At 36.3% G+C, this 14,238-nt stretch carries 15 protein-coding genes; all 15 read left to right on the top strand.

The features are described from left to right. The first annotated feature begins 23 nt into the window (after window positions 1-23). The 15 genes from IGJ55_RS04970 (at window position 24) to IGJ55_RS05040 (ending at window position 14,177) form a co-directional block, all read left to right on the top strand. On the top strand, window positions 24-2,468 hold the full coding sequence (locus IGJ55_RS04970; RefSeq protein ID WP_069640658.1) for a lectin-like domain-containing protein: 2,445 nt from the start codon (window positions 24-26) through the stop codon (window positions 2,466-2,468). 16 nt (window positions 2,469-2,484) lie between these two features. Further along, the gene (locus IGJ55_RS04975; protein ID WP_069640660.1) at window positions 2,485-2,835 is read left to right on the top strand and encodes an LPXTG cell wall anchor domain-containing protein; all 351 of its coding nucleotides are present in this window, start codon (window positions 2,485-2,487) and stop codon (window positions 2,833-2,835) included. Between the two features lies 1 nt (window position 2,836). Further along, window positions 2,837-3,628 (top strand): WxL domain-containing protein, encoded by a 792-nt coding sequence (locus IGJ55_RS04980; RefSeq protein WP_430607544.1) that lies wholly within the window; start codon window positions 2,837-2,839, stop codon window positions 3,626-3,628. Window positions 3,629-3,656: 28 nt separating this feature from the next. Then, a complete protein-coding gene (locus IGJ55_RS04985; protein ID WP_069640662.1) occupies window positions 3,657-4,433 on the top strand; it encodes a WxL domain-containing protein in 777 nt (258 codons plus the stop codon). Between the two features lie 92 nt (window positions 4,434-4,525). Continuing rightward, window positions 4,526-5,596, top strand: coding sequence for a DUF916 and DUF3324 domain-containing protein (locus tag IGJ55_RS04990; protein ID WP_430607546.1), 1,071 nt, complete (start codon window positions 4,526-4,528; stop codon window positions 5,594-5,596). An 82-nt stretch (window positions 5,597-5,678) separates the two neighbouring features. Then, window positions 5,679-6,344, top strand: a complete 666-nt coding sequence (locus tag IGJ55_RS04995) for a hypothetical protein (RefSeq protein ID WP_429950550.1) — start codon at window positions 5,679-5,681, stop codon at window positions 6,342-6,344. A 27-nt stretch (window positions 6,345-6,371) separates the two neighbouring features. After that, entirely contained in the window at window positions 6,372-6,980 is a 609-nt protein-coding gene (gene lepB / locus IGJ55_RS05000) for a signal peptidase I (protein WP_429950551.1), read from the top strand. 195 nt (window positions 6,981-7,175) lie between these two features. Further along, window positions 7,176-7,949, top strand: coding sequence for a carbonic anhydrase (locus IGJ55_RS05005; RefSeq protein ID WP_207121750.1), 774 nt, complete (start codon window positions 7,176-7,178; stop codon window positions 7,947-7,949). Between the two features lie 156 nt (window positions 7,950-8,105). Next, entirely contained in the window at window positions 8,106-8,594 is a 489-nt protein-coding gene (locus IGJ55_RS05010) for a hypothetical protein (protein ID WP_429950552.1), read from the top strand. Window positions 8,595-9,008: 414 nt separating this feature from the next. Then, the gene (locus IGJ55_RS05015; RefSeq protein ID WP_429950554.1) at window positions 9,009-9,500 is read left to right on the top strand and encodes a hypothetical protein; all 492 of its coding nucleotides are present in this window, start codon (window positions 9,009-9,011) and stop codon (window positions 9,498-9,500) included. Window positions 9,501-9,928: 428 nt separating this feature from the next. Next, window positions 9,929-10,099, top strand: coding sequence for a hypothetical protein (locus IGJ55_RS05020; RefSeq protein ID WP_429950556.1), 171 nt, complete (start codon window positions 9,929-9,931; stop codon window positions 10,097-10,099). Window positions 10,100-10,563: 464 nt separating this feature from the next. After that, window positions 10,564-11,079 (top strand): GNAT family N-acetyltransferase, encoded by a 516-nt coding sequence (locus IGJ55_RS05025; protein WP_430607551.1) that lies wholly within the window; start codon window positions 10,564-10,566, stop codon window positions 11,077-11,079. 101 nt (window positions 11,080-11,180) lie between these two features. Then, window positions 11,181-12,641 carry an amidase gene (locus tag IGJ55_RS05030; RefSeq protein ID WP_430607552.1) on the top strand — a complete coding sequence of 487 codons (1,461 nt, stop codon included), beginning with the start codon at window positions 11,181-11,183 and terminating at the stop codon, window positions 12,639-12,641. A 9-nt stretch (window positions 12,642-12,650) separates the two neighbouring features. Next, on the top strand, window positions 12,651-13,496 hold the full coding sequence (locus IGJ55_RS05035; RefSeq protein ID WP_430607555.1) for a transporter substrate-binding domain-containing protein: 846 nt from the start codon (window positions 12,651-12,653) through the stop codon (window positions 13,494-13,496). Further along, complete coding sequence (locus IGJ55_RS05040; protein ID WP_430607558.1) at window positions 13,497-14,177, top strand: amino acid ABC transporter permease; 681 nt, start codon at window positions 13,497-13,499, stop codon at window positions 14,175-14,177. It begins immediately after the preceding gene. Window positions 14,178-14,238: the final 61 nt, after the last annotated feature.

Here is a 14,238-nt window from a genome sequence, read left to right on the forward strand (position 1 = left end):
GTAGATAGGAGGTAGAATGAAAAATGACAGAAAAAAAACCTGGGTTACTTTTTTTGGGGATATTAGTTGGTTTTCTGTTTTTTCCAAACTATACAGAAGCTACAGAAGAAATTGATAGTGTACCCGTAGATACTATTTTTAAAGTCCCTCAAGGAGCAAACAGTTATGTAGATGGAAATGAAATTGTTATAACAGATAATACATCAAATCAAATTGGCAGTATCTATTCTACTGAAGAAAATAAGATAGATCTTTCAAAAGATTTTTATGCTGAAATGTATGTAAAAATTGATGGTAGTGGTGACGGAATGACGTTTGTAATGCATAATGATCAACCTAAAACCCAAAATTTTTCAGGTTTAACTGGTCAGGGTTTAGCGGTCTACGGATCGTATTGGTATTTACAGGGGGTTTATATGTTGATAGGACCATCCCAATTAAAAAAAAGTCTGGCTATTGAATTTGATACTTATTACAACTTCGGATATGATCGATTTTTAAATACAAATTTAGGTAATGGACACATCGCATACACGACTCCAGATAGTTATGATGGTTATGGATTTTATGCAGACAGAACGGTTGCATCAGTTAAACACAATGGAGTGCAGTATCCTTCTTTTAAGCTTGGTGATGGTAAGTGGCGATTATTAACATTAAAATGGACTGCTTGGAATGCTAGTAATATTGGGAATTTAACGTATCAATACGAAGGATTAGAGCCTATTTCAGCATCAGTTCCTAAGTATACATTTGGTGGAACAGATAATGTTTATTGGGGATTCACTGGGTCAACAACTAATGTAACTGAAAAAGCAAGCGTTCGTTTTAAATCTTTACCAGGATTTGTAGATTACTCTGAAAATGTTGATTTCATTGATGCTGAAGGAAATAGCATTCAAAACATTACCCAAGATTCCGAGGTGACAGTTCACTATGTTGGTCAACATGTGGGAGGGAAACAAAACCTAATGGAACCAACTTATAAGTTCACTTTATCACCAAATCAAGAGTATCAACAAGGATCGTTTAAGCTCAATGGTGTTGCGGTTACACCAACATACGTTAATAATGAGTTGGAAATTCCTTTATCAAAAGACTTATCATCGACAGATAGTAAAGTTGATATCCAGTTTAAAGTAAAAGATAGTGAGGTGACCCAAGATACAGACTTAACACTGACAGCACATGTAAAAGCAAAAAATTTCCTGTCAGATAACGATTTCACATACAAAATAACCTACGACAAAGAAGCACCAACAGGAACAGGTAAATTAACATTTATTGATGCTGGTGATGAACAAGCACTTTCCAATGTAACAGATTACCGTCCATTTTTATCAGAATATCAAGATAACTACTCAGCAAAAGATAAAATCAGGGTTGAATTAAAACCTGGACAAGACATCGCTGCTTTAGTCAAAACAGTTGGTCCAAGTAGTGTTCAACTAACGCTTACCGATGAAAAAGGGAATGCACGTGATGTGACGGTTCCACTCTTTATTCAAAATCAGGATGTTGTCAAAAGTAGTCAGTACATTATCTATGGGAAAGACTTTAGTGTAAATTCAAGAAATTATCCTACAACAAATGCAGCATTGCGCTCTCTAATTTTTGAACAAACAGAGTTGAAATTATGGCAGTATGACGACGTATCTGTAACGGCAATGAATAATACTCAATTAAATCTATCAATGGATAAACTACCTCCAACGTCCAATACTGCTCAAGCAGGTGTCTATGAAGCAACCGCTTCTTATGGAAGCGGGACAGCTAAAGTAGCTAAGCCAGTTAAAGTGACGGTGATCCCAAGTATTGCGCCAGTATCGATTCAATTCGTAGATGAGAATAATCAACCTATTGTGGATGAAATTACGTTTGAATCAAATGTTGAAGAGTCGATTGACCTAACCAAAAACGAACAAGTCCTCGAAAAGCTTAAAGCGGTCAAAGCATTGAACTATGTTTTAGATGCGTCTCCTACAGATGAACAAAACCTGTTGGTCGTACCTGAAGGTGTCACACGAAAATATACGTTTAAAGGAACGCTATTTATTCAATCAGCACCTAAGACCATTAATTTTGGGGATCAAAATGTGAGTGCTTTTGATAAAACCTATGCCAATCCAGAGTATGATCAAGATTTAATCATATGGGATAATCGTCAAACGCTAGGCACATGGAAAATAACATTAAAACAATCACAAGATTTTAGTATCCCAGGAGAGCCATCTCAGAAATTGCCGGATGTGCTGAGCTATCAGATTTCAGGTGAAGAAAAACTGATTTCCACAGATGCTCAGGAAGTTTTTCGCTCCAAACACCAGTTCTCAGGGAAATATGATATTAGCGAAGAAACATGGGGACCAGAAAAACAAGGGCTGCGTCTGAACGTTCCGGTCGGTTCAGTGAAACAAATAGGGAAATATGAAACAACACTGACTTGGCAAATAGAAGAAGCCTATTGATGGAGAGGAGACCACGATGAAAAAACAGCGAATGATTTGTTTTGTTCTAACTCCTTTAATTTTTCTTGCCGTGTCTTTCGGTACGATCAATGAGGCCACAGCTGAGGAGGGTGGACAAGTACAGACAAATGCAGGAATCGTCTTTAAGGAATCAGATTCCTCAACAGCTCAAACGAATGAATCAACACACAATGATTCTTCAAGTAATAAACTTCCAAACACTGGCAAGAAGCCGACAGGACGATTGCCAAATACTGGGGATTTAATAAAAGTTAGCATGCTCTTCACAGGGGGCGCACTTATCCTAATTGCGTTGATCGTCTTCTTTTGGAAGAAGCGAAAACGCGTAAAAAGGGAGTGTGAATAAGATGGGAAGAAAATTACTCATCTGCTGCTTACTGTTTCCCCTTCTGTTAATGACTCCAGTGACGAGTCAAGCAGAAGAGTCGAATTACTCTGGTGAAGGAACAATCCGATTTAGTGGGAAGCAACCATTACAAGTGATGGACCCTGAACATCCAGAAAAACCTGCTGATCCAGGGGGCAGCCCTCATACTGATAACCTATTGAGGATTGATTTTGTCCCTAAAATTACCTTTTCGGATGCAACGATGTCTGAACAGGATCAAACCTATTACGGAAATGCCCAACTTTTCAATGATGATACCGGAGCGAGAGGAAACTTTATTCAAGTATCCGATTTTAGAAACGACAGCCAAGGCTGGACTTTACAGTTAAAGCAAGAAACGCAGTTCCAGAATCAATCGGCGAAAAGCAAGGAGTTAAAAGGCGCAGTGCTGTCCTTTGACAAATCATGGGCAAACTCCATAAATGACCAAACAACCGCACCTACGGTTTCAAAAGAAGTGATTCGTCTTTCGAATATTGGTGAAGTCTATAACTTAGCTGAAGCCAAGCCGAAAAAAGGTGAGGGAACCTGGGCAATTGCCTTTGGAGCATCTGTTACGAATACCAATCAACAGGCAGATACATTAAGGCCTAAATTGGACGAACAGAATAATCCAATCGTAGATCCAGCGTTTAATAATCAACCAATTTATGAGAATCAAGCAATTTCTTTATTCGTACCCGGTAAAACAGAAAAAGAGCCGGGCAACTACCAAACGGTGTTAACTTGGATTTTATCCGAGCTACCATAAATTATAAAAACTTTAGGAGGAAACACAAATGAAATTAACACACAAATTATGCGCAGCTACGCTATTAGCAGTATTAGGAGCAGCAGTAGCAGTGCCAAATGCAGTACAAGCAGCAGACGAACCAGCATCATGGAGCGGAAAAGGTTCAATCAACTTTGTAGAAGATACTGGGGTAGACCAACCGACAGATCCAACTGATCCAACAAAACCAGTTGATCCAGAAAATCCAATTGTCACTCCGCCAGTCAATCCAGCAACAGGACCATTAAAAGTGATTGCAGTAACGGATTTAGATTTTGGTACAGATAATAAAGTTACGCCAGCATCTGGAAGTGGTTGGGAATATTCAGCAAAAGCTGCTCAAATTGAATACAAAGACGGTACTAAAGTTGCTAGTCCAAATTTCGTTCAGTTTAAAGATACACGTGCAGATAACAAAGCAAATAAACACACAGTAACTGCTAAAGCAACTGCGTTCACAAATTCAGAAAATCAAGAGCTAAAAGCAGCGCAATTGAACTTTAGCAATGTGAAATTGGTTAATGGAGCCGATCAGAATCAAGTGAATGAAACTGGCGTTAAAGCAGTACAAACGGTTGAAACGGATGGTACAACACCTGCAACATTTGTGACACAAGATGCAGATGACAAAGGTTTTGGTCAATTTACCTTGCAATTCGGAGATACGGCAGATAATACGGCAGATGATTCAGTTAAATTATGGGTACCAGCCGAAGGGAATAAATTATCAACAAGCAGCAGCTATACTTCAACAATCACTTGGACAATTGCTGACGCACGATAATTCAAGTAAAAGATAAAAAGTATTGATGAAAGAGATTAAACAAGTCCGCCTATATTAGGCGTACTTGTTCCTCTTTTTAAGAAAGGGCAATCATGATGAAAAAAACGAGTTTAATGTGCTTAGCAGTTATTTTATACATAGGTTTGATAATCGGTATTTTACCCACAACAGGACAAGCAGCGCAAGAAGATGGAAGTGGGTTCACATATAAAGTCATTCAGCCTGAAAATCAACACAATAAAGATGTCGGCTATTTTGATCTCCGAATGACACCAAGCCAAGAACAAACGGTCACCATTAAAATGAACAATAGTTCAGCTGAAGAAATCACAGTAGATGTAGCGCTTAACAGTGCAAAGACGAATACAAATGGTGTAATCGAATACGGTCCATCCAAATTAGAAAAAGATGCCTCACTTAAGTATGATTTTGCTGATTTAGTAAAAGGTGAAAAAACAGTTAAGATCCCTGCAAAACAAAGTGTAGAATATAAATTAAACATAAAAATGCCAGGTTCCCAATATGATGGCGTCATTTCTGGTGGTATCTACATGATCCAAAAAGGGCAGACGGAAAGTCAAAAAGCGATGATCAAAAATGAATATGGCTACATGGTTGGAATGATTTTGACCGAAACAGATACTGCGATGAAGCCTGAGCTAAAACTTAATAAAGTTTTAGCTGATCAGCAAAATTACCGAAACGCAGTGTTCATCAATTATTCAAATACACAACCTGCCTACATCGATGATATGACCGTTGATGTTCAAGTCATGAAAAAAGGGTCGAGTGAAGTTCTTTATGATACAAAACAAAATAAAATGAGAATGGCGCCTAATTCACAAATTAATTTTCCCATTTCAATGAATGGTGAAAAAATGGTTGCAGGTGAGTATGTGGCTCATGTTGTAATCACAACAGAAAATGATGGTAAATGGACTTGGGAACAGGACTTCGAGATCACAAATGAAGAAGCAGATAAGTTTAACCAAGAAGATGTTAGTTTACTACAGGAAAGTCGAGTAGACTGGTCGTTGATCATTATAGTGGTCGCTAGTGCGTTAGGGATTATATTGATTATATTCTTTGCGGTTCGTTTCTTTAGAAAAAAGAATCAAAAGAAAACAAAAAAGAAAAAGAAATCAAGCAAGAAAAAAAGGTAGTAGCACAAAATGGTGATTAAAAGTGAAAATGTAAGGGTATTGAAATAGAGTAAATAATTAATTATTTTTGGAGGATAGAAACATGTCGATATTAGATTGGCTATTCATTGGGATACTTTCAACGGCAATCCTCTGTATTATTTTTGCGGTTGTTTTCCTAATTTCTTATTTTTTAACGAAGAAAAATAGACTAGCATTAAAACAACGTCGAACAAAAAATAAAAAGAAACGCAGAGTTTTAAAAAAGAAAATCCATTTATTGAAGCAAAAAGGTAAAAAACAAATGCAATCAGGAGTGATCTTTTTGATTTTAGGTTTGATATTAGCAGGAGGCGCCGCATTTTCCCGCTATCATCAAGCCACTAATCTAGGAAATCGTGACTCTGACGCTATCGTAGAAGGGTATTATTTATTAAACAAAACATCTGAGCAGTTAGGAACAATTGAAGGAACCACAAATATTGAAAAAACAAGAAAAAATTTGCGTGAGCTAGCAGCAAAACTGTCTGGTTTTGGGGTTCGTTACGCTGATCCAAGGCTAACGGTAGACGGACAGCAACTATTAAATCGATATTATACGCAAATGAAAGAATTAGGTCTTAACTTGAACAATCAATCGATCGAAAGTCTACAGGAAAAAACAACCTATGACAATTATTTAGCAGATATAAAAAAAGTCAAAACGATTCAAAAAAAGGTTTTTACGTATTTTAATGTGAATGAATCAGCGTTAAGTCAAAAGAAATAACATGTTAAGAAATGGCTGTGAAGCTAAATGACGAAAAAGAAAGTAAGGACTAAGAGTAAAAAAAGAAGAAAGAAAAATAAGAAACAACGACTTCTTCAAGAACTCAGTAAAGAATTAGGCATAACTTTTTTGATTGTATTGTTATGCTTATTTTTACTTTCCAGAGTTGTTTTTGCATTGCCCAAAAATGAAGGGTATGGGATGCGGGAAGCGTTGAATGATGGCGATCGTGTATATGTGGATCGACTTGGTACGCCCAAACGTTTTTCATTAATTTATTTCAAGCAACCTGATGGAAATGGAACCTCAATACGGCGAGTCGTTGGTTTGCCAGGAGAACGAATACTCTATTCCAAGGATGAACTTTACGTCGATGGACGACTTGTTGTAGAACGTTTTTTACAGAAAAAGTTAGCGCAAGCTAAAATAGATGATGAAATGATTACCGAAGATTTTGACTCCATTGCTATTTTAGGAACAACAGATGGCATTATTCCAAAGGGCAAATATCTAGTGCTTGGAGATAATCGTCACTACGCTACAGATAGTCGTTACTATGGTTTAGTCGATCGACGAGATGTGATTGGGATTGTAAAACTACGATTGTTACCTTTTTATCAGATAGGTATCCAATGAAGTGATAAAAATACGGTGGGTAACGTATTGAGATAAAAAAATGAAATGAGCGAAGTAAAAGTTAACAGCTTATAAAATCGTTGAAAAGAGAATTAGAATAATGAACTATTGAAGTCGATTGAATGAAAAAAATGTTTATTTTTTATGAAAAAAGAGATATAATAGATTGTATTTTGAAGAAAGAAGGATGAAAAAATGAAAAGAAAAACACTCTCTTTATTACTTTTAAGTTTTACAGCCGTTTTAGCTGTTGGCTGTACATCAAACAAAAGTGCTAGTGACGCATCTGATAAGAAAGAAGCTAAAACAGAATCGACAACACATGCAAAAAAATCTGAACATATCGATTATGATGATCAAGAAGAGTGGGAATTCTCTGCTGGGAAGATGCAGTCACCAATTGATATTGTTACTAAAAAAGCAGAAGTGATGACACCAGATACTGGAACAATCACAATTGATTACGGAAAAGATATTACGAAAGCTGAGAATAATGGTCATAGTATCCAAATCACAGATGGTGGTACATCCGTGATTAATGGACGAAACTTTACCTTAAGTCAGTTTCATTTTCATGCGGAGAGTGAACATACTGTTGACGGTAAACATTATCCGATCGAAGCACATTTTGTCAATACTGCCCAAGATGGACGCATTGCAGTGATTGGAGTATTTTTCAAGGAAGGTACTGAAAATAAAGGCTTCCAAGAAGTTTTAGATGACGTAAACAATGATAAAAACGATCCAATAACTGACTTAAATGATATGATTCCATCTAATAGAAGCTATTATCATTATCTAGGTTCATTGACTACACCACCACTAAATGAAAATGTGGAATGGTATGTGATGAAAGAACCTGTGGAAGTATCTTCAGCTCAAATCGAAGAATTCAAAAAATTGTATTCTCATAATAATCGAGAAGTTCAACCATTAAATGATCGATCAATTTTAGAACATGATGAATAAGTAAAATGTTGTTTGCACTAATTAGAAGTTGAAGAACGAGCCATGATGGTGTTTATCATCATGGTTTTTTTAGCAAAATTTCTACTGTTAAAGTGAATAGTCTGATGGAAATCTAAAATTTGTTTTTATTTTTTACAAAGAAGGGATGGAACCAAAATGAAAAAGAAGGGTTATCTAGTCAATTTGTTACTACTGTTAATAATCAGTTGTGTAACAGTTACTGCCTGTAACAAAACAAAAGCTCAGACGCAAAATAGCGAAAAAACGAAACTCAAAAGTCAAGCACCAGACAAAGAAACGGTTGAACCATCCAATAAAAAATTAAGCAAAAGCAACGAAGATTCACTGTCAATTGATCTAAAAAATGCGGATGCTAAAAAAATATACGAAACGTTTAATGGCCCAAATGCAGATGATATCATCACTCTTTTAGAAATGGACCATGATGATTCAGATAGGATTTTAGTAACGACGGATGGGACGATATTAACGGGGCAAATTGGAGATGAAAATGGTAGGAAAGTTGATTCTAATACGGATAAAAATAGTATAACGGTCAAAGAGCTTAAAGACTTGATTCTGTTACACAAAGAAGAAATCGATAAATTAGCCGTTCAAAATAGTCCTATAAAAGGAATGACTTGATTTGTCTCCTAGCGTGAAAAAATTCTGTTTGGAATGGCGTGTGAAGGCTAAATATGATGAAGATTGTTTTTCTGTCATAGGAGAATCCATTATTCCCCTTGTATGGAAGTAACTCTGTTAATTAGATAAATGATGATATGACAAATAAAGTAGAAATAAATACGGGTTAAGCACTAAATTATTTTAGTCAGAGTATGCTACTTTTGTTTTTTTACGCAACAAAAACGAGTGTAGCATGCTTCGAAAATTACAAGAAGTGTCACGAAATTAGTGTGAAAAGAAATAATTGGTAAAATAAAGGTTATAAAATGATTATAATATATCGATTTCAAATGTTTTTTCTAAAATAACTGTTAAAATTATTGTCAATTTGTTAAAATGAAATAGTAAAATAATTATAAAGGGGAGTATAATATGAAGAAAAAGGTAAGGACGCTGTTGTGTGGTATTCTTTTGATTGGAGGAATCACGTTCGGAGGTTTCTATGCGTATGCTAGTGGTTGGATTACGGTTGGAGATAATGGAGAAATGATATATGATACTATTGATCAAGCCAGTATTGATTTGTATTCAGATGTATCTCATGTCAGAAGTTATGATGATGGTGAGTGGGTATCTGTTCTTAAACCAGAAGATGTTGTGAAAAGCGTGAAAAATAGAGCTGGTAAGCAAGTTGATTTTTCTGAATTAGAAATTTCTTATAAAGCATATGATGACCAGCTGCGTAAGTTGGTTGATGTTTCTGAAAAAGAGGCATTAAATGATAATGGGACATTCAATTTCGACAAATACAATGTTTTTCATGTTACATTCGAATACACCTACGATAGTATGCCATATACAGGCGCAGATAAAACAATGTCCACAATTAGTAAAACAATTGAAATCTATGAAGCAGGCGCATAAAAATGACGTCAATGATTTAGTAGATTAAAACATAGTCTTAATTCCATTCATTAAGTTAAAATCTAGTCATTAGTTTTTGTAAAAATTTCTAGCCAGAACATTGTGTTCTGGCTTTTTTAGTATAAATGACAATGATTTTAGCGTTGCGAAATAGTTTGTTTATCAATGAGTTTAACATTTTATTCGCTAGACAAGCTAAAATTTTCCATCTTTACTTTATAGTAAAAGGAGCGTGAAACCATGAAAAAATTTAAAGGAGCTTGTTTTTGTCAGTCTGTGCAATTTGAATTGGATTTAAAAAATTTCGATTTAGATATACGGGATTTGCTAGTTTAGAAGCAGGAGAGACGGTTCATTAGAGGGTCTCTAAATCTTACATTTTTCTGAAATTGGAGAGCGGTGGCTTTTGTAGCAAATGTGGGATTAGTTTGTTCTATCGATTTAAGCCATCAAATGAATACTTTGTACCATCAGCAATCATTACTGATTTACCAGAAGAAAAAATCAATTTTGTTGAAGAAATATTCTACGATAATAAACCATGTTACTATGAATTTTCAAATGATACAGTAAAGAAGAATGAAGTGGATTTTCAATAAGTAAAAGATGAAGCAAAAGAAAAGTTTAGGCTATAAAGCTTGGACTCTTTTTGATACACTATATTTAGAAATAATTTGAGTGGGATGTGATTAGGATGATGATGTGTTATGAAAAATAAAAGCGTAAAAAAACAATTTTTTATTTGCTTACTCTATTTCTTGATTCCGTTGATGTTGGGTACAATAGCAAGTATCTAGATCAACCTATCCTTTTTTTTAATCACAGCTATTGTTTATAGCATCATGTTTATTTTTATGATCCCATCAGATGTTTTTTCAGCAGTACGTTAGATTATAATATAAAATCTGTTAACCCAAGTTATAAACATGAAAAACCAGATTTTGTCGGTGGGACTAAGCAACAGTTGCTCCATTTTGCGGTGGTCACGCTCGGATTAGTGGTTTGTTTGTTGCTTGTTTTGCTTGACTAATTTTGTTAAAAAAACTCGAAAGAAGGCAAAATAATGATTAAAATCAAAAAAATAACCCTAAATGACCTAGCAGTACTGAAAGCATTAAGCATCAAAACCTTCACAGATACCTTTGCGAAAGACAATACTCCAGACGATTTAAAAGATTACCTTGACCAAGCATATACGGAAGAAAAATTAACTAGTGAGCTGCAAAATGAACAGTCAGAGTTCTATTTTATTTATTCAAATGAACAACTGGCTGGATATTTAAAAATCAATGTAAATGATGCCCAGACTGAAACCATTGAGAAAGATGCGTTAGAAATCGAACGTATTTATATCGATTCGAATTTTAAGAGATTGGGACTTGGAAAAATGTTATATACTAAAGCGATAGAACGAGCGAAAGAGTTGAATAAGACCGCTATTTGGTTAGGGGTCTGGGAGCGTAATTTTTCTGCGATGAAATTCTATCATAAGATGGGATTTACTCAGGTAGGCCAGCATGCTTTTTATATGGGCGAGGATGAGCAGATCGATTTAATCATGAAAAAGCATCTAAAATAATCTTTTCACTGTTGAGGACGATAATCTTTTAAGCAAAATAAACCTAAAAAATCCCCAATAACCTGTATAATAAAATCATCAGGATTGTAAGGGGGATGATCATGAAAGACGGCTTGTATTACGCAACACAATTTAGAGACAAAAAACTAAGTGTGACAGAATGGATCGATGAGCGAACGCAGCAGGTAAAAAAGCTAAATCCTGAACTCAATGCCTTTGTTGACTGGGATGCGGAAGCTGCGAAACAGCAATATGAAGCTAGAGGAGCAGAAACTGGTCCTTTTTTTGGCTTACCTATTCCTTTAAAAATGCTCGGACAAGATAAAGCAGGAATGAAGTCAACATCTGGATCTCGTTTATTTCAAGAAAACCGTGCAAATTCAACGGATAATTTTGTGAAAGGTTTAGAACGATTGGGCTTGATTCCATTAGGAAAAACCAATGCGCCAGAGTTCGGCTTTAAAAATATTTCTGATCCGACGATTTACGGACCAGCTAAAAATCCATGGAATCTTGCCTATTCACCTGGAGGTTCAAGTGGTGGCGCTGCGGCAGCCGTTGCCAGTGGGGTATTTCCAATTGCTGGAGCAAGTGATGGCGGTGGTTCGATTCGGATTCCAGCCTCTTTTAGTGGGTTGATTGGGTTAAAGCCAACACGCGGCAGTATGCCAGTTGGACCTGATGGTTGGCGTGGCTGGCAAGGAGCTTCGATCGATTTTGCTTTAACAGTTTCGATGAGAGATACCGAAACGTTATTTTATCATTTACGTGGAACCGAAAAAGCAGCGCCCTATCAAGCGCCGAAAGCTGAGTGGAATCATCAAGCAGCGTCAGAGAAAAAAACATTGAAAATAGCCTTTTTAACCGATTCTCCTGTTGGGACACCAGTCTCAGTAGAGGCAATAAAAGCAACACACAATGCAGCAATATTTTTAGAACAACAAGGACATGAAGTAACTGAAATTTCCTATCCAGTCAATGGTCGTCAATTGATTGATAGCTACTACTTGATGAATGGTGCTGAAACAGCCGCTATGTTTGATGGGATTCAAGAGGCCATTCAGCGACCGCTTACGAAAAATGATATGGAGCTGATGACTTGGGGGATTTACCAATATGGTTTGAAGATTCCTGCAAGTCACTATACAAGATCACTTCATCTGTGGGATCTAGCGGCATATAAAATGGAGCAATTATTTGAGGAATATGATGTAGTATTAACGCCGACTACTGCTGATAGTGCGCCTAAAATAGATGCAGAACTGCAGAGTGATCAGATTCGTAAAGACTTAGCTCAAGCGGCGTCATTTTCTGATATACAGTTAAAAGACTTGATCTATGATATGTTTGAAAAAAGCTTAACGATCACGCCATTTACTCAGCTTGCGAATTTAACAGGACAACCAGCAATCAGTTTACCTACTCATATAGCAGGATCTGGTTTACCGTTAGGCATTCAATTTATGGCTTCGAAAGGCCGCGAAGATGTATTATTTCAAGTTGGAAAGTTGTTTGAGCAAGAACAGAAATTCTTATTACCAAAATTTTATCGTGAATCATAGGAGGTTCAAATGAAGAAAGTATTTGCTAGTTTTAGTATTGTTGTATTAAGTTTAGTGTTCGTTGCGTGTGGTGGCACAAAAGAGCAGACTGCTGGAAAAGATAATAGCTGGCAAAAAGTCGAAGAAGCAAAAAAATTAACAGTTGCCACTTCAGGAACCTTATTCCCATCTTCTTATTATAATGATGAAAACAAATTAACCGGCTATGATGTGGATGTCATCACAGAAGTTGCCAAACGTTTAGATGTTGAGGTTGAATTTAAAGAATACAATGTGGATGGTCAGATTACTTCCGTTGATAAAGGTGAAGCTGATTTAGCGGCGAATGACTTTGGTTTATCAGGGGACCGAGGGAAAAAATTTATCTTATCTTCTCCAATCAAGTATTCATTTGACAGCATGATCGTTCGAAAAAGTGACGATTCTGGGATTGCTTCTCTTGAAGATTTAAAAGGCAAAAAAGCAGCTGGCGAACCCAATACAAACTACATGAAAATAGCGGAAAAATACGAAGCAAAATTAGTAACCTACGATAATGCGACAAATGATCAATACCTGACAGATGTTGCCAATGGTCGGACGGATGTTATTTTAAATGATTATTATCTACAAAAAATGTCAGTCGGTGCGTTGCCTGATATTCCGGTAAAAATTTTAGAAGATGTCTACTTTAATGCGAATTTTACTGGTTTTTTAATGAAAAAAGACAGTGTTGCATTAAGTAAACAAATTGATGAAACATTAAAAGCAATGACAGATGATGGTACGATGAAAAAAATCTCTGAAACATATTTCCAAACCGATGTTTCAGTGGAGCCGAAAGAAAAAGTTGAAGAAAGTGTTTCAGTTGAATAGATGTATATACCAAAAATCGATTTTCAGTTAATGATCGACTCGATTCCCTTTCTGTTGACGGGTTTGCCTTATACACTTGGCATCAGTGTCGTGACGTTTTTGATGGGAAATGTTCTTGGGATTCTGTTGACTGTATTAGGAATGTTGCCTTCGAAAGTAATCAAAGGGTTCGTTCGCTTTTATATTTCGTTTTTACGGGGAGTTCCTGGTTTGGTCTTGTTGTTTCTGTTGTATTTTGGACTTCCCTATCAGTTAAGTGCCTTAACTGCCGCGTGTATTTGCTTTAGTTTGACCAGCAGTGCGTTTATTGCTGAAATCTATCGAGGGTCGATTGCAGGAGTTGAAGCAGGGCAGTGGGATGCGGCGTATGCGTTAGGTTTGCCATTTGGAAAAGTGATGCGTAAAATTATTTTGCCGCAAGCTTTTCGGATTTCGATTCCAGCATTAGGCAATGTGGCGATGGATTTGTTAAAAGGCACGTCATTAGCTGCAATGATCACGATTCCTGATATTTTTCAAAAGGCCAAAATCGTGGGTGGAAGAACCTTTGATTATATGACGATGTATATTTTGGTGGCAGTGATTTATTGGCTGCTTTGTGTGGCGATTGGCTGGGGACAAGGTTGGTTGGAAAGATATTATATCAATCGCTACAAAGGGAAACCCAAAGTAAGAGTATAAAATAATTCTGTGTAAGTAGCGACTAATTGTGGAGCTACTTATGCAGATTTTTGTCTGATGT

Origin of the sequence: Enterococcus sp. AZ170, from assembly GCF_050545135.1 — a bacterium.
Taxonomy (GTDB): Bacteria; Bacillota; Bacilli; order Lactobacillales; family Enterococcaceae; genus Enterococcus_L; species Enterococcus_L ureilyticus.